Consider the following 24,813-nt stretch of genomic DNA (forward strand, 5'->3'; position numbering starts at 1 on the left):
CCCGTCAAGGCGACTCTCTATGCCCACCGCCCTTTACCGCATCATTTTCGCCATTGCACTCTTGCTGCCGATGGCCACTTTCGCCGGCGACGCCGAAGACTTCGTCGCCGCCAATCCCGTGCAGCAAGCCAGGCTGCTGGAAGCCTGGGCCGCGCAGCCCGATCCGGCCCGCATCGAATTGATCAACGCCCTGCAACAAGGCGAACTGACCGTCGACGGCCAGCCGAAAACCTTGCGCCTGAACAATCGCTTGCGGGGCTTGATCGACACCGCCCTGGCCAGCCACCAACTACTCGCCGCCGACGCCAAACTGCGTCTGGCCGCTGCGCAGCAACTACAGAAAAGTGCCAAACCGGCGCAGTTGAAATTCCTCGACCAGCAGCTGGCGGGCGAAAAGGACGAAGGCGTCCACAGTGCCCTGAGTCTCGCCCTGGCCAACCTGCAATTGGTCGACAGCGACCCGTCCGTGCGCCTCGCAGCCGTCCGCCTGCTCGGTGAAACCGGTGACCCGCTGGCCCGCACCCGTCTCGAAGGCTTGCTCGAGCCTGGCGTTGAAGCCGATGCCACCGTACGCACTGCGGCCGAAACCAGCCTCGCTCAAGTCAAACGCAAACTGCTGGTCGGCGAGATGCTCGGCCAGGCATTCAGCGGCATGTCCCTGGGCTCGATTCTGCTGCTCGCGGCCCTGGGACTTGCGATCACCTTCGGCCTGCTCGGCGTGATCAACATGGCCCACGGCGAGATGCTGATGCTCGGCGCCTACTCGACCTACGTCGTGCAACTGATGTTCCAGCGCTTCGCCCCGCAGGCCATCGAGTTCTATCCGCTGATCGCGCTACCGGTGGCGTTTTTCGTCACCGCGGCCATCGGCATGGCGCTGGAGCGCACAGTGATTCGCCACCTCTATGGCCGCCCACTGGAAACCCTGCTCGCCACCTGGGGCATCAGCCTCATGCTGATTCAACTGGTTCGTCTGGTGTTCGGCGCGCAGAACGTCGAAGTGGCCAACCCCGCGTGGCTGTCGGGCGGTATTCAAGTGCTGCCGAACCTGGTGCTGCCGTACAACCGCATCGTCATCATTGCCTTTGCGCTGTTTGTGGTGGTGCTGACCTGGCTGCTGCTGAACAAGACTCGCCTGGGCCTGAACGTGCGCGCCGTCACCCAGAACCGCAACATGGCTGCCTGCTGCGGCGTGCCCACCGGACGCGTGGACATGCTCGCCTTCGGCCTCGGCTCGGGCATCGCCGGCCTTGGCGGTGTGGCGTTGAGCCAGATCGGCAACGTCGGCCCGGACCTCGGCCAAAGCTACATCATCGACTCGTTCCTGGTGGTGGTGCTCGGCGGTGTCGGTCAGTTGGCCGGTAGCGTGCTGGCGGCGTTTGGCCTGGGGATCGCCAACAAGATTCTCGAACCGCAGATCGGTGCCGTACTCGGCAAGATCCTCATCCTCGCGCTGATCATTCTGTTCATCCAGAAACGTCCGCAAGGCCTCTTCGCACTCAAAGGACGGGTGATCGACTGATGAACCAGCCCCTGCTCGTTACCGCGACCCAAAAAGCCGGCCCTAAAGCCTCGATTGCCGTCGGTGCCGTGATCCTCGCTCTACTGTTGGCGCTGCCGCTCCTGTCGTTGTTACCGGTGGACAGCACACTGCATGTTTCAGCCTATACGCTGACCCTGGTGGGCAAGATTCTTTGCTACGCCATCGTCGCACTGGCGCTGGACCTGGTGTGGGGTTACGCCGGCCTGCTGTCCTTGGGGCACGGCCTGTTCTTCGCCCTCGGCGGCTATGCCATGGGCATGTACCTGATGCGCCAGGCCTCGGGCGATGGCTTGCCGGCCTTCATGACGTTCCTGTCGTGGACCGAAATGCCGTGGTTCTGGACCGGTACCAGCAGCTTCCTCTGGACCCTGTGCCTGGTGGTTTTGGCGCCGGGGTTGCTGGCCTTGGTGTTCGGCTTCTTTGCCTTCCGCTCGCGGATCAAGGGCGTGTATTTCTCGATCATGACCCAGGCCCTGACCTTCGCCGGGATGCTGCTGTTTTTCCGCAACGAAACCGGCTTCGGCGGCAACAACGGCTTCACCAACTTCCGCACGATTCTCGGCTTCGGCATCACCGAGCCGGGCACCCGCGCGGTGCTGTTTTTCGCCACGGTGCTGTTGCTGGTGGCGAGCCTGTTTATCGGCTGGCGCCTGGCGCAAAGCAAATTCGGACGAGTACTGACTGCGCTGCGCGATGCAGAAAACCGCCTGATGTTCTGCGGCTACGATCCGCGCGGGTTCAAGTTGTTTGTCTGGGTATTGAGCGCGGTGTTGTGTGGCCTGGCCGGTGCGCTGTACGTGCCGCAAGTGGGGATCATCAACCCGAGTGAGATGTCGCCGACCAACTCTATCGAAGCCGCGGTATGGGTGGCCCTTGGCGGTCGCGGCACCTTGATCGGTCCGTTGCTCGGTGCCGGTGTGGTCAACGGCATGAAGAGCTGGTTCACCGTGGCATTCCCCGAATACTGGCTGTTCTTCCTTGGTGCACTGTTCATCGTCGTGACCCTGTACCTGCCCAAGGGCGTGATCGGTCTGTTGAAGAAAAGAGGTGAGCAATGAGAGTCACTGCAACCGCTGAATTCATGCTCGAACCGGCGTTCTTTCCGCCACTGGAACCCAACCGCGACGCCGGCAGCAGCCGCGATGCCATCGGCCTCGGCCAACGTGCCGGCAAAGGCCTGAACACGCGCCACGGCACCATCCTGACCCTGGAAGACATCAGCGTCAGCTTCGATGGCTTCCGCGCGTTGAACAATCTGAACCTGTACATCGGCGTCGGCGAACTGCGTTGCATCATCGGCCCCAACGGTGCGGGCAAGACCACGCTGATGGACGTGATCACCGGCAAGACCCGCCCCAGTCACGGCAAGGCCTGGTTCGGCGAAACCCTGGACCTGACGCAAATGAGCGAAGTGCAGATCGCCCAGGCCGGTATCGGCCGCAAGTTCCAGAAGCCCACGGTGTTCGAAGCCTTGAGCGTGTTTGAAAACCTTGAGCTGGCGCAGAAAACCGACAAATCCGTTTGGGCCAGCCTGCGGGCGCGCTTGAGCGGCGAGCAGAAAGACCGCATCGCCCAAGTACTGGATACCATTCGCCTGACCTCGTCGGTCAATCGCCCGGCCGGCCTGTTGTCCCACGGCCAGAAACAATTCCTGGAGATCGGCATGCTGCTGATGCAGGACCCGCAATTGCTGCTGCTCGACGAACCGGTCGCGGGCATGACCGACGCCGAAACCGAATTCACCGCCGAGCTGTTCAAGAGCCTGGCCGGCAAGCACTCGCTGATGGTGGTGGAACACGACATGGGCTTCGTCGGCTCGATTGCCGACCACGTCACGGTGTTGCATCAGGGCAGCGTGCTGGCCGAAGGGTCGCTGGAGCAGGTGCAGGACAACGAGCGGGTGATCGAGGTGTATCTCGGTCGCTAAACCTGCAAACACCTATCCAACTGTGGGAGCGAGCTTGCTCGCGATAGCGGTGTATCAGTCAACAACAATATTGAGTGTGCCGACGCCATCGCGAGCAAGCTCGCTCCCACAGGGGATCTGAGGAGAATCTGGAAATGCTGCAAGTCGAAAAGCTGCACCAGTACTACGGCGGAAGCCACATCCTGCGCGGCCTGACGTTTGACGTGAAGGTCGGTGAAGTCACCTGCCTGCTCGGGCGTAACGGAGTGGGTAAGACCACCTTGCTCAAATGCCTGATGGGTCTGCTGCCGGCCAAAGAAGGCGCGGTCAATTGGGAAGGCAAACCAATCACCGCCTTCAAGCCGCACCAACGCGTGCACGCCGGAATCGCCTATGTGCCGCAAGGCCGGGAAATCTTCGGCCGCCTCACCGTGGAAGAAAACCTGCTGATGGGCCTGTCGCGGTTTCCCGGCAGCGAAGCGAAGGAAGTGCCGGCGTTCATCTACGAGCTGTTCCCGGTACTGCTGCAAATGAAGCAACGCCGAGGGGGTGATCTGTCCGGTGGCCAGCAACAACAACTGGCCATCGGCCGTGCACTGGCCAGCCGCCCTCGCCTGCTGATCCTCGATGAGCCCACCGAAGGCATCCAACCCTCGGTGATCAAGGAGATCGGTGCCGTAATCAAAAAACTCGCGGCCCGTGGCGATATGGCCATTCTGCTGGTGGAGCAGTTCTACGATTTCGCCGCCGAACTGGCCGATCAATACCTGGTGATGTCCCGGGGCGAAATCGTGCAACAGGGTCGCGGCGAGAATATGGAAGCTGAAGGGGTGCGCGGGCTGGTCACGATCTGAGCTTCTGTCCACAGCGGGCTCGAAGCACCATTTTGTCGCACCATCTTCCACGCCGCGCCCTCAACTGGTGCGCGGCGACGTTCAACAGCGCTCTCCTTCCAGTGATGCCCTGCGGCACAGCCTTTGCAACCCTCCTGAGGACCTCTCGATAAGCACTGACCATGACTCTTCCTGCATCCGGCGTTTTGTTTACCCCCAGTTGGCATGCCGAACTGGAACTGGGCTACGCCCGATTCGACAACACCACCCGCCCGGTCCAGCGCCGTCACAAAGGTCCGTTGCGGGTGCAAAAGCACCTGTATGCAGAGGGGCCAGAGGTCTGCCAGCACATCATCGTCCACCCTCCCGGCGGAATAGCCGGCGGTGATCGGCTGGACATTTCGGCCAGCGTCGAGCGTGATGCCTGGGCACAAATCACCAGCCCCGGCGCGGCCAAGTGGTATCGCGCCGCTGGCCCCGCCTATCAGCAGCTGAAGTTGAAGGTGGCGGCCGGTGCGACACTGGAATGGTTGCCCCAGGAGACGATCATTTTCAGTGCGGCGCAGGCTGAACTCAGCACCGGGATTGAGCTTGAAGGCGATGCCCGTTTGTTCTACTGGGACGTCGTGGCCCTGGGCCGTCCGGCCAGTGGCGAACGCTTCGACCTCGGGCATTTTCAGGCACAACTGGATATCCGCCGCGACGGCCAGTTGCTCTGGCACGAACGCCAGCGCATTGTCGGGGCGGACGGTTTGCTCGATTCGCCGATTGGGCTGGATGGGCAACCGGTGTTTGCGACATTGCTGGTGACGGGTGAAATTGATAGCGAACTGCTGGAGCGCTGCCGCTCGCTGAGCCATGACGTGCGCGGGGATCTGACGCAGTTGCCGGGGTTGTTGGTTGCCCGATGCCTGGCCAGTGAGGCGCTGTTGGCGCGAGGGTGGTTGATTGAACTCTGGAAGTTGTTGCGTCCAGTCTTGCTTGGCCGTGAAGCCTTGCCACCCAGAATATGGAACACCTGAATTGCTTTTCTGTAGGAGCGAGCCTGCTCGCGATAGCGGTGTATCAGGCGCCATTTATGTTGAATGTGCCGACGCCATCGCGAGCAGGCTCGCTCCTACAGGGGTTCTGTGCAAGCAGATCCCACTCTTTTTAATCTGCCCGGATGGATGTCTACGATGGACCTGACCCCACGCGAAAAAGACAAGTTGCTGATCTTCACCGCCGGCCTGGTGGCCGAGCGGCGTTTGGCTCGCGGCGTGAAACTCAATTACCCGGAGGCCATGGCTTACATTTCCGCCGCGCTGCTTGAAGGCGCCCGCGATGGCCAGACCGTGGCCGACCTGATGCACCTGGGCACCACCCTGCTGAGCCGCGAACAAGTGATGGAAGGCATCCCGGAAATGATCCCGGAAATCCAGGTCGAGGCCACGTTCCCCGACGGCACCAAACTGGTCACCGTCCACCAACCCATCGCCTGAGGCCGCGCCATGACCTACCACATCCGCGATGCCGTGCATGCCGACCTGCCAGCCATCCGTGACATTTACAACGACGCGGTACTCAACACCACGGCGATCTGGAACGAGCAGGCGGTCGACCTCGGCAACCGCCAGGCCTGGTTCAGCGCCCGGCAATCCCAGGCCTATCCGATTCTGGTGATTGTCGATGCCGACGACACAGTGCTCGGGTACGCCTCGTTCGGCGACTGGCGCCCGTTCGACGGCTTCCGCCACACCGTCGAGCATTCGGTCTACGTGCGCAGCGATCAACGCGGCAATGGCCTCGGTCCAAAGCTGATGGACGTGCTGATCGAGCGCGCCAGAGACTGTGGCAAACACGTCATGGTCGCGGCCATCGAAAGTGGCAACGCCGCCTCGATTCGCCTGCATGAGCGCATCGGTTTTATTACCACCGGGCAGATGCCACAGGTGGGCACCAAGTTCGGTCGCTGGCTGGACCTGACCTTCATGCAACTGACCCTCAATCCTGGCGCACAGCCACCTGCCGCCAACAAGGAGTGATTGCCCATGAACCCCGCCCAACTGCGACGCGTCAATGTAGAAAGTTTCGCGCACTACCGTCAGGGCCTGATTGATCTGCTACTCGACGCCGTCGGCTATGACGCCAGCGTTGGCTTCATGGCCGATCTCGATGCGACGCAGGCACACGCCTATTTCGATGAGGTTCAGGACAATCTGATCAAGGGCAATGTGTTGCTGTGGGTGGTGGTCAAGGACGAACAGGTGCAAGCCAGCGTGCAATTGGGGTTGTGCCGCAAAGCCAACGGTTTGAACCGCGCCGAAGTGCAGAAACTGCTGGTGCGCGAGCATGCCCGGCGGCGTGGTCTAGGCCAACAGTTGATGAGTGCGCTGGAACAGGCCGCCCTGCAACACAAGCGCGGCATGCTCTTCCTCGATACTGAAGCAGGCTCGCCCGCCGAAGATTTCTACAAAGCCCTGGGTTACACCCGGGCCGGGGAAATTCCCGATTACGCCTGCGACCCGAGCGGCCGCTACAAGCCCACTGCCTTCTTCTACAAGATTCTCCAAGGAGCCCATTGATGATTCCCGGTGAATACCAGATCCAGCCCGGCGACATCGAACTTAACGTCGGCCGCCGCACGATCAGCCTGACGGTGGCCAACAGCGGTGACCGGCCGATCCAGGTCGGTTCGCATTACCACTTTTTCGAAACCAATGACGCCCTGAACTTCGACCGTGCCGCCAGCCGCGGCATGCGCCTGAACATCCCCGCCGGCACCGCCGTGCGTTTCGAGCCGGGGCAGAGTCGCCAGGTCGAACTGGTCGATCTGGCGGGGCATCGTCGGGTGTTCGGGTTTGCCGGGCGGATCATGGGCGATCTCTGATTAATGCGTTGTCAGTACCGCCCCCATCGCGAACAAGCTCGCTCCCACAGGGGAACGCGATCAACTGTGGGAGCGAGCTTGCTCGCGATGTGAGCGCAGCGAACGGTTTCAAATTCAATTGAATCTCAAGGCGAACACATGAAGATTTCCCGTCAAGCCTACGCCGACATGTTCGGTCCCACCGTCGGCGACAAGGTGCGCCTGGCCGACACCGAGTTGTGGATCGAAGTGGAACAGGACTTCACCACCTACGGCGAAGAAGTGAAATTTGGCGGCGGCAAAGTCATCCGCGACGGCCAGGGCCAAAGCCAGCTGCTCGCCGCCGAAGTGGTCGACACGGTGATTACCAACGCACTGATCATCGATCACTGGGGCATCGTCAAAGCTGACGTCGGCCTCAAGGACGGACGGGTCGCCGGCATAGGCAAGGCGGGCAATCCGGACGTGCAACCGAACGTGACCATCGCCATCGGCGCCAGCACCGAAGTCATCGCTGGCGAAGGCATGATCCTCACCGCCGGCGGCATCGACACCCATATCCACTTCATTTGCCCGCAGCAGATCGAAGAGGCATTGATGAGCGGCGTCACCACCATGATCGGTGGCGGCACCGGACCGGCCACCGGCACCAATGCGACCACATGCACCTCCGGACCGTGGCACCTGGCGCGCATGCTCCAGGCCGCCGATGCCTTCCCGATGAACATCGGCCTCACCGGCAAAGGTAACGCCAGCCTGCCCGAACCGTTAATCGAACAGGTCAACGCCGGCGCCATCGGCCTCAAGTTGCATGAGGACTGGGGCACCACGCCGGCGAGTATCGACAACTGCCTGAGCGTGGCCGACCGGTTCGACGTGCAGGTGGCGATCCACACCGACACCCTCAACGAATCCGGCTTCGTCGAGACCACCATTGCCGCCTTCAAGGGCCGCACCATTCACACCTATCACACCGAAGGTGCCGGTGGCGGTCACGCGCCGGACATCATCAAGGCCTGCGGTCTTGCCAACGTGCTGCCAAGCTCCACCAACCCGACCCGGCCGTTCACCCGCAACACCATTGATGAACACCTGGACATGCTGATGGTCTGCCATCACCTTGACCCGAGCATTGCCGAGGATGTGGCCTTCGCCGAAAGCCGAATCCGCCGCGAGACGATTGCCGCCGAAGACATCCTCCACGACCTCGGTGCGTTCTCGATGATCAGCTCAGACAGCCAGGCCATGGGGCGGGTCGGCGAAGTCATCACCCGCACCTGGCAGACTGCCGACAAGATGAAAAGACAACGCGGGCCGCTACCCGGCGATGGTGCAGGCAACGACAACTTCCGAGCCAAACGCTACATCGCCAAGTACACCATCAACCCGGCGATCACCCACGGCATCAGCCATGAAGTGGGCTCGGTCGAAGTGGGTAAATGGGCCGACCTGGTGCTCTGGCGCCCGGCGTTTTTTGGCGTGAAACCGACGCTGATTCTCAAGGGCGGCGCCATCGCGGCCAGCCTGATGGGCGACGCCAATGCCTCGATCCCGACGCCACAACCGGTGCACTACCGCCCGATGTTCGCCAGCTACGGAGGTTCGCTGCACGCCACCAGCCTGACCTTCATCAGCCAGGCGGCGCAGGATGCAGGCTTGCCCGAAGCCCTGGGTTTGAAAAAGAAAATCGCGGTGGTCAAAGGTTGTCGCGACGTGCAGAAAACCGACCTGATCCACAACGACTACCTGCCGAACATCGACGTCGATTCGCAGACCTATCAGGTCAAGGCCGACGGTGTGTTGCTGTGGTGTGAGCCAGCGCAAACCTTGCCGATGGCCCAGCGTTACTTCCTGTTCTGAGCCGTTTGTTGCACCCCACACAAAGGCCTCGCACCCTGGGTGTCGAGGCCTTTGTTTTTTCCGTGACTATTGATCGGCCCCAATCCGCAGCCGGTCCAGCCTGGCCCGCGTCATCGCTTCTTGGGTCAGGTTTTTCAGCTGCTGCGTGATCTGTCGGTCGATGTCATTCAAGGCTTGACCATACGCCTCTTCAGTCATCAGCCGGCCATCCGCAAAGTCAGTTTCAGGTTTGTCCAATTCGCTGCACAGCCCCTTGATTTCCAACTCCACTGCAGCCTTTTCCTCGGTGGTGAGCCGCGTACCTTCAGCCCTGCGCTGCAACGCGTCCTGCAAATCGGTGGTGGCGTCGATCCGGCGTTTCAAGCCATTCAATTCCTCGCGGTAAGTCGACTCCAGCCAGGACTTCCAGAGCGGTTGCTCAAAGACCCGGTCGATCAGCAGATCACCCTCCTCCAGCGCCTTGATCCGCTGGAGCGCTGCCTCGATCATCTCTTTGCTGACCTCGGCGATGCTGCGAAACTGCATGCCCCGTGCCTGCCACGGCAAATCCAGGCGCTGCGCCAGATCGGTCATGTAGGCCAGGTGTACTTCCACTTCATCGATAGTGCCGGTCACTTCGCCATCGGCACCGGTCCGACGGAACTGTTCTCCCTTCGCCAATCGCTCAGACACCCGGTGACGGGCGATGGCGCCGAGTTCATCGAGCCGGGATTTCCCCAGGGCCAGCTCAAGCAATTGCGTCTCGATCAGATCCGCGCGCACGAGGGCGTAGGCCTCGTGAACCATCACCTGCACGCCCATGGCATTGAACAGTTGCGTCCCGCCATCCACGCATTCGGTGGGGGTTGCGGCTTCGTTGAACAACTTGATGCGCAGTTCAGTGTCGCTGGCCATGGCCTCAAGCATGCGCCAGACCTTGGCCGTCAGTTCCGACTGATAGGTATCGCCGGCCTTGAAGTCGGCGGATTGGGTGAGTTTGCGGACTTCGTTGAAAAACGGCACCGAATCGAATTCATCCTCGACGGCGTTCCAGACTTCCTGTTTTTCCTGCCATTGCCGCTCGGTCATGCCCGCCGCCCATTCCGAACTGTCGAGCACACCGCGAGGTGGATAAGGACGCTCCGGATCCATGCCGACCGACTCGATGTAAGACTTGAGGATGTCGAGGTTTTCCGGCGAGATCCAGTGCGGCCCCCGGCTGATCACCGTGCGCGCCAGCAACTCGGCGCGAAACGATCCGGGTGCGACTTCCGGTATCCGGTTGATCGGATTGCGGCTCAGATCAATGAAAATACTGCGAGGCCGCGATTGGGAAAACAGTCCGACAGGCCAACTGTCCAGACCGGCGTCACTCAGTATCAGCACCTGCAAATGCGGCATCCGGCTGACATCAGGAATGAGCTTCAGCGGGTTGCCGCGCAGCCCCAACGACCTCAAGCGTGTCAGATTCTTCAGGCGATCCACCGCCAGCACATCCATCTCAATGCGGTTGTCGTTGAGGAACAGGTCGGTGAGATGACGCATGTCCTTCAGCCCTTGCGGAATGGCCGTCAGCAGATTGTCTTGCAGATTGAGGTAGCGCACCTGATGGAACGAGTCGAGGAACGACATGTTCCCGGAACGCAACTGCCCACCGCGTAGGCTCAGGCTGGTGACATGATCGAAGTTGGCCTCGAGCCTCGGCAGGGTTTCAAGCAGCTGGCTCAACTTGGGAATGTTGTCCAGTTTCAACGCTTGGGGCCGCATGATACCGGAAGCCTCGATGCCCTCCGGCCCGGTGCGCTGCCAGCATTGCCTGAGCGCTTTGTAGATGTTGTTTCGCGCATGCCACTGCGCCACGCCCGCCGGGCTAAAACGAAAGGACTCGGTCGGCGAGTTCATCCAGCGTTGCATGGCGCGGTTCAACTGATTGAGCTCGGCCTCCAGCGCGGCCAGGCCTTCATGGACCGAACCACCGTTCTGGCTGAACCCGGTCAACAGCGTTTCGATTTCCTCCGGGGTGAAGGCCGGATACAGCGAGCGAGCCCGCCGGCGCAACCCCATGCCGCGCGGGACCTGTTGCGCATAACCCGGCATGCCGCCGCGCAAGCGCATGACGGTCGGGTCGTAGGACGGTTTGAGCACCGGGTTGTCGCGCAGGATCGGCTCGAGCACAGCTCGATCCAGTGGCTTTGTCTTTACTGCCTGCTCAAGGCCTGCCGCGTCATGAATTTCAAAACCCAGGGCGACACGCTGGGAGTCGGGCAATGCGTGCAGCACGGCGGCATACAGATTGTCCAACCCGTGCAGGTGTTGATCGCCCGCGTCCCGTGCTTCATATCGGAGATCCGAACTCTGGATCAACACTCTGCGGATGGGCGCGTCCTGCGGGCCGAGGCTGTCTAGCAGCGTCCCTGAAAAAGAACGTTCACGGATTTCCAGGCGCAGGTCCGAGGGCCAGCCCGGCAGGGCTGCCAGTGAGTGCAGCTCCAGACGCTCGGTGTCGGTGTTGTGCAGTTCGCCGAGGTACAGGCCTTCATACGCTCGCGCCACTCGCAGCTGGTCCGCCGCTTCGAAGGCCTGTTGGGACAACCTCAAGGGCACGCGCTGTTTCTCGGCCCAATGTTGCAGGTCCGAGGGGTGTGCGTGTTCCACAAGCGCTTGCGCCACACTGGTCGAAAGCGACGACTCGTGCCCCTTGAGCAAGCTCACACGGGGATCGTCTGCACGCTCCCGACGCTCGTACAACTTGTCGAACAAACGCCTTTTGCTGCCCCGCGCCTGCTCGGCCAGGCGATCGCGCAAGGCCTTGGTGCGCGCCGTTTTGTCTCCGGAAAACCACTGCCCCAGCATCTCGCGAAGGGCCTGTTCATCCAGGAACCCGACCACACGTGCAGGCAGCGCACCGGCGAGCAAATCCTGCCAGGTCATCTGCAAGGTATCGGCGGGCAACGCGCCGGCATAGCCTTCCTTGAACGCCGCCCCCGACAGGCCCGGCCCCTGGAACACTTCGATGGCCTTGCCCTCGGGCCAGCCCGGCAACTCAGTCATGAAGCGCACGGCAAGATCGGCCCACTCCTGGCCGACCCGGTCGGCCAGGATCTGCTCTGCGCAAGCTTCGGCGTCGGCGTACGCCTTGAAGCGCTTGAGGGTATCGGTCAGCAGCGCGGGTGGGGTTTCGTGCTCCACGTGGAGCCGGCGCAACGCATTTTCGTTAACGCCACTGACGGTCAGGATCTGCTCCAGTGTTTCATCGCTGAACCCATCCACCGAGGCGCCCAGACGCTGGAGCAATTGACGCCGATCCCATTCCAGCGGTTGATCGAGTTCAGTTTTCCACAGGCCGGTGCCGTTGTGCTCCAGCAAGGGCTGATAGGCATCGGCTCGCGAGGGGTGTTGCAGGCGATGCTGGCCAGTGTTCGGGTCCTGTTTGACTTCGTAGCATTTGTCGTCGAGATGCAGCAGGTCCTGATCCTGGTGCCGGTACAAGCCTTTTTCACCGACGACGCCATCCCTGGGCAAGGTGACCGATTGTTGATATGACGTCAGGTCCGGATTCCACAAACGCTGCTTGCCGGCGACCTCCACAGGCTTGAGCCCTTCGACAAAGGGCGAGACCTTGATCGGCGTCAGCTGGCCGCCTGGCAACCCGTGACCGGCGCCCATGAGCGCCAACTGCGCAAAGTTGATCAGCACGCCATTGAAATAGGCAGAGGCCTCTTCCTTGTCGCCTTTGCTCCAGTCTTCGATGCCTTCGGCAACCTCGGCGAGCATCTGCGCAATCATGATGCCCAGCATCGCTTCGCCCAGACCGGGCACCAGCATCGCGGCGAAATTGAACAGGTTCCAGCCAATGTTCAGGTAACTGGTCAGGCGCTTGAAGCGGGCGCTGGCGTCCTCGTCGCCGGTCGGCACCGCGATGCGTCGGGCATCGACGATGGCCTTGTCGCGGCGTTCAACGAACAATGTCACCCACAGGTCGCCCGTGATCTGATTGGTAACGGGTTCTGCATCGGGATTCTCGACCGCCGTTTCACGCCACCATGGCCCCATGTCCAATGGCTCGCGTTGCTGCCAGGTAAACGTCTTCAGACGTTCGTTGACCCGGCTGAAAAACAGCCCCTTGTCCTTTTGCGCCACGAACCGGCTGAAAAACGCCTGGTATTGCGTGTCTCGCAACTGACCGATCAGGGTTTTCATGAACGCGGCCAGCGAAGGGTATTCCTTGAGCGGATGTTGCGGATCATCCGGTACATAGGCGATCACGTGGCCGGACAAACGACTCTGATGGTAGATGTCGTCGCGGCGCAAAAGCTCATCGTTGAGCCCCTGCGGCCCATTGGCGAAAAACGCCTGCAGTAATTTGAACCGCTCGTACTCCGCACCAGGCAATATCGAGAGGCGCTGCGACCATTCGCTCCAGAATTTCACTGAGTCGGGGGTCAAGGCATCGATCGCCTGCTTGATCTGCGACGGATCGCTGACGGCACTGAACAGCACGATGCCCGTCAAGCGAAAGCCCATCAGCGACAATCGATGACCATGCAGCGGCCGGTCGTACAGCGTGGTATCGGCCTGGCTCTCGCGTATCTGCCCGAGTTTGCCGTAGGCATGGTCGCTGATATCGCCTTTCAATCGGGCGACCAGTGACGCCACCTGGAAAGCGGCTTTTTCACTGGCCACCGACTCGTCCTGCAAGGCGCGTCGTGCTTCAGCTGTCGTCGGCAGCAGGATGGATTTGATATGCCGCTGGTACTGTCCGCCAATGTCGAGGCTGCGGCACATCGATGCAAACCTGGGCAAGGAAATCGCGGGCTCAAGCGCAAGGCTGCCGCGCTCATCCTTGCGATAGATACCGGAGCTGCTGCGCCAGGCGTCTTCAGTAGTTTCTGCCTCCTCGAAATTGTGCAACGCCGCTTCCAGCAACGTGGACTGTCGAACGCGACTGGCCCCGGTATCAATGACAAAGGCAATTTTATTGGGTACTTCAAGTTGCACGCTGAGTGCGTCGAAGTTCTCCACAGTATTGAAGTTCGCCTGCATCGACGCACTGAGCAGCGGTTTGGCGAAGGCATTGATGTCGTGTTGCAAGTTGCCCAGGGTCTTGTCCAGAGTGCCTTGCAAGCGTCCCTGCTCTTCAATCAACTCCTTCAGGTATTGACGGTCGATTTCCCGTGCAGCGCTGTACCACTCGGGGATCTCGGGCCTTAGTGTTTCGAGGGTTTTCATTCTCGACATCGACGCCTTTTTTATCGCGTCGGGTATGGCGCCCAGTACACGCTCGTAATGAACGCCGTTGTTTGGGGCGGGCGTTTCCAGCGAGTTGCTTCCATGCAAATCAGACACTGTTTTTTCACCTTGATGGCTGGGTTGGAGCTAACAGACTTATCCACCCGCGCCTGAAACAAAAGTCCAAATTACTGTTGGGCCAAGGCTGAAAAAAGGCCCGCAAGGTTCGAAAATCAAGGAGCCATCGATAGATATGTACCACCAGAAATGCCTGCGGTTATGCCGCTGCATGAGCGGTCGTGTTTTTTCCGGCAAAGGGACTACTATTCGAATCGCTGTCCCCGATTTGCTCAGGTAACCGCCATGCGTCTTTCCGAATTCATCGTGTTACATGTTGATCGCATCGTCGATGAGTGGGAGCAGTTCGCCATGACCATCACCCCGGCCGCCGAAACCATGGACAGCGCTGCCTTGCGCGACCATGCCCGGTCGATCCTGCTGGCCTCGGCGCGGGACATGTGCAAGCCCCAGACACCTGCCGAACAGGCGGCCAAGTCGCGCGGCGAAGGACCGGAGAAAACCCCCAGCCTCGACGTGGCCGGTGCCAGCCACGGCGAACTGCGCCATACCGTGGGTTTTGATCTGGTGCAAATGACCAGTGAGTTCCGTCACTTGCGCGCCTGTGTCATCCGCCTGTGGGTCAACAGCCTGCAATCGCCTGACCTGGCCTACTTCCAGGACATGATCCGCTTCAACGAAGCCATCGACGAAGCCCTGGCGGAGTCCACGGCCACTTATGCCGAGCAGGTCAATCGCTCTCGGGACATTTTTCTGGCGATCCTCGGCCACGACCTGCGCGCGCCCCTGCAGGCGGTGAGCATGTCCACCGAACTACTGCTGCGCAAAGCCGTGCTCGAAGGTGATGCGCTCAAGTGCGCGGTCAATATCCAGCGCAGTACCGGGCACCTGGCGGTGATGGTCGGGGACTTGCTTGAACTGGTGCGCAGCCGCCTGGGCAAGCGTCTGCCGATCGAGCCGGCGCCCATGGACCTGGCCGAAGCGGCGCGCGAAGCGATTGCCCGGGCCAGTGCCGGTCAACCGGAATGCGAACCGACCCTGGATGTACAGGGTGACACACGTGGCACCTGGGACCAGCGCCGGCTCGATCAGATGCTGCAGAACCTGATCGGCAATGCCTTGCAGCATGGTTCAAGCAAACGCGAGGTGAAGTTGACTCTCAAGGGGGAGATCGACAGTGTCCGACTGACAGTGCACAACGACGGAGCCCCGATCCCCTCCGATGCGATCCCGACCATTTTCGACCCGCTGGTGCGCAGCGCCAGTGAAGGGCTCGGCGAGCCTACTACCAGCCTTGGGTTGGGGTTGTTTATCGTCAAGGAAGTGGTCGACGCCCATGAGGGGACAATTGAAGTCAGCTCCCATGAGCTTGATGGCACGACGTTTACCGTGGAGTTGCCCAGAAAGGTCTGATGCTTTTGTGCTTGTTGGAAATCATTCGACCACCAAGCGCCCCAATCGCTGCTTGAGCATGCGGTTCTCGGCCCGCAATTGCTGGACTTCTTCAAGCAGGTCCAACGCCAGGGCGACGCCTTCCCATTCCAGGTCCAGATCGCGCCGCAGCTTGGCGGCGCGCTTGGCCAGGGTCAGCTCGTAGTCGTTGAAAACCCAGTCCTTGGGCTGAGCACCCTGAGGTTCGAGGATGCCGTGCTCGACGATTTCGATCACGTAGACGTCCGACAACTCGGTCGCCTCACAGAATTCGGCCATGTCCAGTTGAACGATCAGGGGACTGCTCATAGTCAGTGACTCCTCGGTTCCAAGGGATCAGAAATGCTCTCGCGGGTCGAACGCGGCTTTTTTCGCCAGCTCCTGCCACAGGGCCTTGATGTCATCGTCGGATTTCTTCGGCATCACAGCCTTCAACTGCACGAACAGGTAACCGCGCTCACCGGCCTTGTTCATCAGACCATGGCCCTTGGCGCGCATGCGCTGACCGTTCTGGCTGCCGGCCGGGACCTTGAGGTTGATCTTGCCGGTCAGGGTCGGCACGGCGACTTCGGCGCCCAGCGCCAGCTCCCACGGTGCCAGTGGCAAGGTGATGATCAGGTTCTCGCCTTCGACGTCGAACTTCGGGTGCGGCGCAAAACGGATCGTCAGGTACAGGTCGCCATTGGCCCCGCCACCCACGCCCGGAGCACCCTGCCCCTTGAGGCGAATGCGCTCACCGTCGCTCACACCGGCCGGAATCTTCACGTTCAGGCTTTTGCTGGTGTTGCTCACATGCTGGCCGGCCGCGTTGTACTGAGGTACCTGGAAGGTCACCTTCTTCGACTCGGTCGACAGCGTTTCTTCGAGAAAGACCCCAAGCTCCATTTCCACGTCCTGCCCTCGACGTCCGGTGCTGCGACGCGACTGTCCACCACCACCAAAACCTGGCCCACGGTTACCGAAGATCGAACTGAAGAAGTCCGAGAAATCGCCCGTGTCCTGGCCACCGCCACCGAAGCCACCACGGCTCTGCCAGCCCGGAGGTCCCTGGAACGGTTGGCCGTGCTGGCCATAGCGACGCAAGTCATCATATTCGGCACGTTTGTCGGCGCTTTTCAGCGCTTCATAGGCTTCCGAGGCATCCTTGAACCTGGACTCGGCATCCTTTTCCTTGCTGACGTCGGGGTGGTATTTGCGCGCCAGCTTGCGATAGGCGGCCTTGATCGCCTTGTCGTCTGCGGTCGGCTCCACACCGAGAATCTTGTAATAGTCTTTGAAGTCCATCGAGGGAATCACCATCCGTTATCAGAATCGCGCCACAGGCCACAGCATGCGCTTGTTTGCAGCCATTGGTTTGACCGATCTCAAGTTTGTGACCGGGTGGCGCAGCAGAAGTTTATCGGCAGCAGGCGGGGCTTCTTGCGAGCACTCCCGCGGCTGTCCGGTTGATGCAGGGTAGTTTGGGGGGGATGCCCCATCTTTCAAGGCATTGTCTGCGAAGAATTAGCAGATAACCGGCCTTCGAATCTGGCGCGCTCTGACATACACTGCGCGGCCGTTTTTTAACCGGAACCTGAAAGACATGAACAACGCATCTCCAGCCCGTGCCTTGGGTATCGACTTTGGCACGTCCAACTCCACTGTCGGCTGGCTGCGCCCCGGCGTGGAAACGCTGATCGCGCTGGAGGACGACAAGATCACCCTGCCGTCGGTGGTCTTCTTCAACATCGAAGAACGTCGCCCGGTGTACGGCCGGCTGGCGCTGCACGAGTACCTGGAAGGCTACGAAGGCCGCCTGATGCGCTCGCTCAAGAGCCTGCTGGGTTCCAAGCTGATCAAGCACGACACCAGCGTCCTGGGCACGGCGATGCCGTTCAAGGACCTGCTCGGGCTGTTCATCGGTCAACTCAAGAGCCGCGCCGAAGCCGCCGCTGGTCGGGAATTCGAAGAGGTGGTACTGGGTCGGCCAGTGTTCTTCGTCGACGATGACCCGATGGCCGACAAGGAAGCCGAAGACACCCTGGTAGACGTGGCGCGCAAGATCGGCTTCAAGGAAGTCTCGTTCCAGTACGAACCGATTGCCGCCGCGTTCGACTACGAGTCGACCATCGAGAAAGAAGAGCTTGTCCTGATTGTGGACATCGGCGGTGGTACATCAGACTTCTCGCTGGTGCGCCTGTCGCCGGAGCGTCGGGGTGTGGATAACCGCCACGAGGACATCCTCGCCACCGGCGGTGTGCACATCGGCGGAACCGACTTCGACAAACAGCTGAGCCTGCAAGGCCTGATGCCGCTGTTCGGCTACGGCAGCCGCATGAAGAGCGGCGCCTACATGCCGACCAGTCACCACATGAACCTGGCGACCTGGCACACCATCAACTCGGTGTACTCGCAAAAGTCGCAACTGGCCCTGGGCAGCATGCGCTATGACATCGAGGACACCGGCGGCATCGATCGCCTGTTCAAGTTGATCGAACAGCGCGCCGGACACTGGCTGGCCATGGAAGTGGAAGAAACCAAGATCCAGCTGACCCACGCCGACAATCGCCACGTGCCGCTGGATCGCATTGAAGCGGGCTTGAGCGTGGACCTGAGCCGTGCGCTGTTCGAGTCAGCCATCGAGAGCTTGCTGGAGCGGGTGCGCAACAGCGTCACCCAACTGCTGGCAGACGCCGATGTGCGGGTCGATCAGGTCGATACGGTGTTTTTCACCGGCGGCTCGAGCGGGATTCCGGCGCTGCGCAACAGTGTTTCGGCGATGTTGCCGAATGCACGGCATGTGGAAGGGAACATCTTTGGCAGTATCGGTAGCGGTCTGGCGATTGAAGCGGCCAAGCGTTACGGCTCTATGGACTGATCCAGAACCGAGGTGCCTCTATCGCGAGCAAGCTCGCTCCCACATTAGTCCTGCGAGCACAGGTCCATTGTGGGAGCGAGCTTGCTCGCGATGGGGCCAGATCAGCCAACAAAGATCCAGCGGATCAAACCATCCCCACCTGCTTCAACTCACTCTTGAGATACGCGTAGTAAATCGGCCCCGCCACCACCCCCGGCAGGCCGAACGCGGCCTCGAACACCAGCATCGCCAGCAGCAACTCCCACGACTTGGCACTGATCTGCCCGCCGACAATGCGCGCGTTGAGGAAGTATTCGAGCTTGTGGATAACAATCAGGTAACCCAGCGCCGCCACAGCGACCCAGATCGACAACGACAAACCGACGATAGTGATCAGGGTGTTCGACATCAGGTTGCCGATCACCGGCAGCAGGCCGAGCAGGAACGTCAGCACGATCAGGGTTTTGGTCAGCGGCAGCTTGATACCGAACATCGGCAAGATCACCGCCAGGAAAATCCCGGTGAAGACGGTGTTGAGCAGGGAAATCTTGATTTGAGCGAACACGATGTTGCGAAACGCCTGGACCAGCAGGTGCAGACGTTCGAACAACGCCGCGGCCAGCGGTTTGCGCTTGGTCAGGTCCGGCACGCGCTGCAAGGCAATGATCGCCCCCAGCACCATGCCGATCAGCAAGGTCACGAACATGTGTGCCGCGTCCTTGCCCACCAGTTGCAAATCACTGAGGTGTTTGCTGACCCATTCGCCAATCGCCACGCGGAACTCCGCGGCACTGGCCGGCAGATAGGCGTCGATGAACGGCGGCAATTGCCCGCGCGCACGGTCGACCACTCCCATGAACTTGTCGAGGGACGCGCCGGGGTTTTCCGCCTCGTGCAGCAGGAAGCTGAAGGCACCGGCAAAGATCAGCGACAGCACGCTGACAATCAGAGTCCCCAGCAACGCCACCGCCAGCCAGCGCGCACGCCGGCCTTCGATCAGCCGTTGCAGTTGCGGGGTGAGCATGTTGACCAGTTCGAACACGAGCAACCCGGCGAGCAGGCTGGGCAGCAACCGCAGCGGCAGGACCAGCAGCAGTCCGCCAAAAATGATGACCCAGCTGATGACCAGCAAGACTTGACGCTGAGAAAACGTTGGCATACAGCCTCAAAAACGAACGGCGTAAAAAGGATTGGCAGTCTGCCAGCGATCCGGTGCGAGCACTAGGGATTGTGTGGGGCGACCTTAGTGGTGGTTCAGGATTTCTTGCAGCGCCTTCTGCGGCCCCATCGTCGGAGCGCCGCCCGGAGCAAGCTCGCTCCCACAGTGGAACTGAGTACACCGGACAAATGTGGGAGCGAGCCTGCTCGCGATGGAGCCAGCACAGCCACCACTGTCCTTGAGCCGATCTTATTTCTTCTTCAGGCAATCACTCATGAATGCCTTGCGCTCGTCACCCTTGAGGGCTTTGGTGGCGGCGTCGGCGTTACAGGTCTTCATCTTCTCTTGCTGTGGGGTCAAGGCTTTGCCGGCACCGTTGGCCGCCGGGGTGGCCTTGAGGCAATTGCTCATGAAGGCTTTGCGCTCATCGCCCTTGAGGGTTTTTGCAGTCGCCTCGGCGTTGCAGGTGGTCATCTTGTTCTGTTGGTCTGTGGCGGCGAAGCTTTGGGAACAGAGCAGCAAACCGATCATCAACAAAGGGGCACGCATTATCTTCATGGAGTTTTCTCCGTGTCGCCGCATCGAGAGATGCGGCCTCCACGAGGAGTGTAGTCAAGCCTTGTTACACCTTCCTCCAGCCACAGATGATCATTCGCCCGGTGAGGTACCAGCGGACTGTTGCTCCAGCAGGTTCCTGAAGGCGTGTTGATAGTCTCGCCAGGCTGACAGGCGCTTTTCGATCACGGAAACCGGCAACCGCTCGAACGACACCCAGGCTTCCCCAGGCAAACTGTATCGTGTCGCCAACGTCTTCAATGACGTGAATTGAGCATAAGCCCCCGACTTGTACAGCTTGTTTACGGTTATCTGCCTGATGGTGTTATCGCGGGAAACCTCCGGCAGCGCCGTCGGGCCTGCCGGCACATCGTTGATAAAGGCAAAATCCGCGCTGGCCGGACCAGGCTCAAGGGTTGCAATGGGCGGCAGTTCAAACTTGAACTGACCATTATCCGCCGTATGGGCGGCAGGGAACTCCGGCCACGAATCGGCAACCACCAGTTGCTTGAGATCGGTCAAGTCATCGCCAATGACCACGTACTGATGATCGAATGCGGTGGCTTTGACGAGGTGGATCCGCGAGGTTCTCGGTTGGCTGGCCAGCAGCGCGAAGGTCACCTTGGAGTTTTCCGAACAATTGCCACCCTTGATTTCAATGGCTTTACGCGCGTGTTCGGCGAGAGACAGCTGTGCGGTGAATTGGCCTTGCTGCAGATCCAGCCCTCGCAACCCCTTGATTTTCGCGATCGCTGAACCGCCGTTTTCCCAGATGCTCGGCAACTGGTTGCCCGACAGAGGCAACAGTTCTTTGGCTCGATGGATGGCACGCTGTGCCTGTCGCAGATTGGCCATGACCTGGGGTGTCACTTCAATTGGCTGCGCGGCCGTCGTGACGTCGCTTTCAAGGTCAGCGGCATACTTCTGCAACGGCACCCATCGGTCGCTGGACACCGGGAGGTTTTCCCGCACGGCGCGTTGCAGTGCCTGATAGTCATCGAGCCGCCCGGTTTGCTCGAGATCGCGCGCGCGGGCGCCCAGATTGCGCTCGGACTCCGTGAGCTCTACCAGACCGTGTTTGGTGAACAACCGTTCGACCAATGCCTTGAACTGCTCAGGCGGCATCAGCTTTTGCAGATCGGGCAGTACTTCAATACTTTGTACCGTTCGCAGATTGGAGCCATCGGCATTCGCCTTGTTGAGTCCATCCCAGAGTAATTTGAAACAATCGTCGGGCAAGCTTTCTTCCATCAACTTGAGCCCGCGCAGATAGTTGTATCGTTCGAACGAGGGGACGCTCGGATGGAACGCACCATCGACAAAAACCACGCCGCGTCGCTCGACGTCCTGCAGTTGCGCAATCTCACCGGTCACGGTGGGAGCACCTCCGCGCAGGCGCATGATTGCCGGATCGAATGTCGGAATTTTCAGCTCCGGCAAACCGGAAAGAACACTTAACAGCCTGTAGGGTTTCAGGGCATGGTCGCGCAATGCAGCCTTCAGGACCGGGCCCTGACCGATATGAATCCGCAACGCATCACGCTCGACATCGGGTAATGCCTGCAGGATTGAGGTAAACATATCACCGCCCGAATGCAGGGCATTGCCTTGCTCGTCGCAAGCCTGGAACACCCCGTTTTCGCTTAAGACGAGCGTACGCCGGATGGCGGCATCCTCGGGGCCGATGCTGTCCAGTTGTTGGCCATCGAAACGGTAGTGACGCAGCTCGATCCTAACATTGGCATTCCAGCCCGGCAGGTTTTCCAGGGAATGCAACGCCAGGGCGTCGAAGTCCGGATTGTCGACCGACTCCAGATAAAAACCCTCGTACGCACGGCTGATCCGCACGTCCCTGAGCGCCCAATCGGCGCACCCTTGCAGTCGCTCGGGAAGCCTGCGCAGCTTGAGCTCCTGCAACTCCTCCGGGCGCGCCAGCGCGACCAGCTCTTGTGCAACGACACCGGGAATTCCTGGCACCTCACCCTGGATGAACCTTGCCTCGGCACTGGCGGCTTGCCCGACATCCCGGTAACGTTTGTCGAACAACGAGGCCTTGCGCCGATCTGCCAATTGCGCGAGTTGCCCCCTCAAACGCGTGGCATTTTGTGTGCGGCTGCCGACAGGTGCATCTGGCTCATCACCCAGCAGTTGCCGGGTCTCGGCATCATCGAGAAACAACAGCAAGGTGTCGATCAGGTCGGTATCCGCCAGTTGGTTCACAGAGAAAGAGACAGGTTCGTCATCGACCCCGATGGCGTACAGCACTCGTCCATCGGCCCCCTTGAGCTCAATCGCTCTGCCGGGCCACAAGCCGTCCAGCAATTGAAACTGCCAGAGCGGGTCGGCCTGCAAATAATCCTGTGCACGGGCGCTGCCGATGTTTTGGATGAAGGTGTGGATATCCCGGTCGATCCGGAACCGGGTAACCGTATCGCTGAGCAAAGGGATCGCCCGCTCGTTATCGGCGTACATGCGTACCAGCGCACCGACATCGGCACGGCTGACAGTGCGAATGTCGCCGAACTTGTCGGTCAACCCCTCCACCGACGGACCGAGTCGCTTGATCAGCGCATCGGCATCCCAGGTGTGAGGTGTTTCACCCTCGATTACAAAAGCGCCAGTACCGTTACTCTCCGCCACCGGCTGATAGGCCTCGGGACGGGTCGGATGCTGAACCCGGTGCTTGCCGGTTTGCGAATCGAACCTGAGTTCGAAATGATCATCGTCCAAAGACAGAATCTTCCGGCCCTGATGCTGATGCAGACCGTAAAGGTCAGGTTTGGAATCCGTCGCCAGACGCAGGTTTTGTTGCAGGTACGGCTGCAGATTTTTCCCCCATAGCCGCTGCTCACCGTTTCGGAGCGTGACTTGACGGGCGCCTTCGAGGAAGGACGACAACCTGGGCTTCACCACTTGAGTGGCGATAGCACCGCCCACGGCAAACGTGCCCAACTGAACCAGGTTTTCAGCGACGCCGACCAGATGCTCCGCCGCTTCAACGTACTCGCCCTGGGTGAGTTCAACGACACCTTCCACGACCCCGTCTACTAGTTGATAGGCGATATACCCCAGCATGAGCTCCCCGAGCACCGGGACAAAGGGGGTCGCGACGAGCAAGGCAACCTGCATGATGTCGGAGAGCATTTTTTCCAGGTTTTCGATCCACGCCCAACGTGCGGCACTGTCCGCATCGGCGGTGGTCACGGCCAGCGCGCGCCCGTCGGCAAAAATCTTGTCAACTTGCTGCTGATAGAGATAAACCCACGGATCGCCGTTATAACGGCTGACGGTATCGTTTTCGAACGATACCGCGGCTATCCGCAAATCGGGGCGATCTACTTGAGTTTCGCGCCAGGCAGGCAGATTGGAGCCCGGTTGTGTGCCGTGGTAAGTGATTTCCCACAGTTTCGCGTTGAGCGCGGCGAAGAAATGACCACGCTGGTAATGATCCACGAACCGACTGAAAAACGCCTGATAGCTGCGCCGGGAAGCGCCGGATGCCTGATCGTTGCCCCGTAGCTGGTGAGTCAGTTCGAGCGCGAACTCGGCCGTCGAGGCATACTCTTTCAGCGGATGCTCGGGATCGTGCGGTACGTAGGCAATGACGCGCCGGACATTCGCACCGGGGGTATCGAGATCGGCGGCGATCAGTACAATCCCGGTCAGACGGGTGTCGAGCATGCTCAAGTGGTAGAAACGCACGGGACCGCCATCCCACACCAGTCCCTTTTTACCCAGGACCATGTTCAACACGGTCAGGTAGGCCGCTGCCCCGATGTCCTTCTTCATCAATGCCAGATGTGCTGCAGCTTTCATGGCGCTTTTCTGACTGGCGACGATGCGGTGCTGCACCGCCTCCCGGACCATGGCACCTTCGGGAGCCAGATAACTTTCCAGATACTTTTTATATTGGGACCCAATATCCAGAGTTCGGCACAGCGTCTTGAACTGTTCGATCGTTATTCCCAACTTCTTTATTTCAAACCGCCCGATGTCGTCGGGCCTGGTGATAAATGCAGAGTCGCTGGTAAATACTTCGCCCTCGGCAAAATTTTGCAGAGACGCGTTAAGTAACGAGACAGTTCGACTGCCGACACCGCCGGTGACATTGAATGCCCAAGCGGATGTTTTAGCCGAAAAATACAACCGCAGAAAAATTTCACGAACATCGACCACTACACCGAATTGCTTCTTGAGGGCATTGGTCAGCAGTGGCTGGGCAAAGGATTCGGCATCTTGCAGCTTCCCGAGCATCCGGTCGACCTGGTTCTGCGCCTGCCAACTGACCTTTGTGGCTTCTTTCGCTGCCACATGTTCCGTATGGGACGCCGCTTTGCTCCAGGCGGGAATAACTTTGGGTGTGTTGCGTAAATCACCCACCCGCTGAAGCGAAGAATCGACAATCCAGTCGGGAATGGCGCTTTTGATAAAGTTGTAGTGAGTACTGTGCTCTTGGTTTATATCGAAATAATCTTGGCTACTCGCAGACTTCAACAAAAAATTTTTCACAATCATTACTCGCAAACTTAGAGAGAGGATCGAAGCCTACAGCGCCC

At 60.2% G+C, this 24,813-nt stretch carries 18 protein-coding genes; 12 read left to right on the plus strand and 6 right to left on the minus strand.

Features of this window, described 5'->3' with window-relative positions; genetic code table 11:
- Window positions 1-19: 19 nt before the first annotated feature.
- From urtB to ureC, 10 genes are all read left to right on the plus strand, one after another.
- On the plus strand, window positions 20-1,522 hold the full coding sequence (urtB, locus tag J4D25_RS11875) for an urea ABC transporter permease subunit UrtB (protein WP_057712187.1): 1,503 nt from the start codon (window positions 20-22) through the stop codon (window positions 1,520-1,522).
- The gene (gene urtC, locus J4D25_RS11880; RefSeq protein WP_057712188.1) at window positions 1,522-2,601 is read left to right on the plus strand and encodes an urea ABC transporter permease subunit UrtC; all 1,080 of its coding nucleotides are present in this window, start codon (window positions 1,522-1,524) and stop codon (window positions 2,599-2,601) included. Before urtB ends, urtC begins: the two co-directional genes overlap by 1 nt.
- A complete protein-coding gene (gene urtD / locus J4D25_RS11885) occupies window positions 2,598-3,470 on the plus strand; it encodes an urea ABC transporter ATP-binding protein UrtD (protein ID WP_057712189.1) in 873 nt (290 codons plus the stop codon). Before urtC ends, urtD begins: the two co-directional genes overlap by 4 nt.
- A gap of 134 nt (window positions 3,471-3,604) precedes the next feature.
- The gene (gene urtE, locus J4D25_RS11890; protein WP_057712190.1) at window positions 3,605-4,303 is read left to right on the plus strand and encodes an urea ABC transporter ATP-binding subunit UrtE; all 699 of its coding nucleotides are present in this window, start codon (window positions 3,605-3,607) and stop codon (window positions 4,301-4,303) included.
- A gap of 161 nt (window positions 4,304-4,464) precedes the next feature.
- A complete protein-coding gene (locus J4D25_RS11895) occupies window positions 4,465-5,304 on the plus strand; it encodes an urease accessory protein UreD (protein ID WP_057712191.1) in 840 nt (279 codons plus the stop codon).
- A 156-nt stretch (window positions 5,305-5,460) separates the two neighbouring features.
- A complete protein-coding gene (locus J4D25_RS11900) occupies window positions 5,461-5,763 on the plus strand; it encodes an urease subunit gamma (protein ID WP_057712192.1) in 303 nt (100 codons plus the stop codon).
- A gap of 9 nt (window positions 5,764-5,772) precedes the next feature.
- The gene (locus J4D25_RS11905; protein WP_057712193.1) at window positions 5,773-6,306 is read left to right on the plus strand and encodes a GNAT family N-acetyltransferase; all 534 of its coding nucleotides are present in this window, start codon (window positions 5,773-5,775) and stop codon (window positions 6,304-6,306) included.
- Window positions 6,307-6,312: 6 nt separating this feature from the next.
- Entirely contained in the window at window positions 6,313-6,846 is a 534-nt protein-coding gene (locus J4D25_RS11910; protein ID WP_057712194.1) for a GNAT family N-acetyltransferase, read from the plus strand.
- Window positions 6,846-7,151, plus strand: coding sequence for an urease subunit beta (locus tag J4D25_RS11915; RefSeq protein WP_057712195.1), 306 nt, complete (start codon window positions 6,846-6,848; stop codon window positions 7,149-7,151). The genes J4D25_RS11910 and J4D25_RS11915 overlap by 1 nt, the downstream gene beginning before the upstream one ends.
- Window positions 7,152-7,289: 138 nt before the next feature.
- Window positions 7,290-8,990, plus strand: coding sequence for an urease subunit alpha (gene ureC, locus J4D25_RS11920; protein ID WP_057712196.1), 1,701 nt, complete (start codon window positions 7,290-7,292; stop codon window positions 8,988-8,990).
- 66 nt (window positions 8,991-9,056) lie between these two features.
- Here the strand turns inward: ureC and J4D25_RS11925 are convergent, their stop codons facing one another.
- Entirely contained in the window at window positions 9,057-14,315 is a 5,259-nt protein-coding gene (locus J4D25_RS11925; protein ID WP_057712197.1) for an NEL-type E3 ubiquitin ligase domain-containing protein, read from the minus strand.
- 246 nt (window positions 14,316-14,561) lie between these two features.
- Between J4D25_RS11925 and J4D25_RS11930 the strand changes: the two genes are divergently transcribed.
- The gene (locus J4D25_RS11930) at window positions 14,562-15,689 is read left to right on the plus strand and encodes a sensor histidine kinase KdpD (protein ID WP_057712198.1); all 1,128 of its coding nucleotides are present in this window, start codon (window positions 14,562-14,564) and stop codon (window positions 15,687-15,689) included.
- A gap of 21 nt (window positions 15,690-15,710) precedes the next feature.
- On the opposite strand, the gene J4D25_RS11935 is transcribed toward J4D25_RS11930, so the two are convergent.
- Complete coding sequence (locus J4D25_RS11935; RefSeq protein WP_057712199.1) at window positions 15,711-16,016, minus strand: chaperone modulator CbpM; 306 nt, start codon at window positions 16,014-16,016, stop codon at window positions 15,711-15,713.
- A 27-nt stretch (window positions 16,017-16,043) separates the two neighbouring features.
- Window positions 16,044-16,991 carry a DnaJ C-terminal domain-containing protein gene (locus J4D25_RS11940; protein ID WP_057712200.1) on the minus strand — a complete coding sequence of 316 codons (948 nt, stop codon included), beginning with the start codon at window positions 16,989-16,991 and terminating at the stop codon, window positions 16,044-16,046.
- Window positions 16,992-17,289: 298 nt separating this feature from the next.
- Between J4D25_RS11940 and J4D25_RS11945 the strand changes: the two genes are divergently transcribed.
- Window positions 17,290-18,564: an Hsp70 family protein gene (locus tag J4D25_RS11945; protein ID WP_057712201.1), complete on the plus strand. Its 1,275-nt coding sequence runs from the start codon at window positions 17,290-17,292 to the stop codon at window positions 18,562-18,564.
- A gap of 124 nt (window positions 18,565-18,688) precedes the next feature.
- Here the strand turns inward: J4D25_RS11945 and J4D25_RS11950 are convergent, their stop codons facing one another.
- The 3 genes from J4D25_RS11950 to J4D25_RS11960 form a co-directional block, all read right to left on the minus strand.
- Window positions 18,689-19,702 (minus strand): AI-2E family transporter, encoded by a 1,014-nt coding sequence (locus J4D25_RS11950; protein WP_056725372.1) that lies wholly within the window; start codon window positions 19,700-19,702, stop codon window positions 18,689-18,691.
- 249 nt (window positions 19,703-19,951) lie between these two features.
- A complete protein-coding gene (locus tag J4D25_RS11955; RefSeq protein ID WP_057712202.1) occupies window positions 19,952-20,260 on the minus strand; it encodes a PsiF family protein in 309 nt (102 codons plus the stop codon).
- 90 nt (window positions 20,261-20,350) lie between these two features.
- Window positions 20,351-24,772, minus strand: a complete 4,422-nt coding sequence (locus J4D25_RS11960; RefSeq protein WP_079246680.1) for a dermonecrotic toxin domain-containing protein — start codon at window positions 24,770-24,772, stop codon at window positions 20,351-20,353.
- Window positions 24,773-24,813: the final 41 nt, after the last annotated feature.

The sequence above is a fragment of the Pseudomonas sp. GW456-L13 genome (assembly GCF_017350115.1).
In the GTDB taxonomy this organism is placed as follows: Bacteria; Pseudomonadota; Gammaproteobacteria; order Pseudomonadales; family Pseudomonadaceae; genus Aquipseudomonas; species Aquipseudomonas jessenii.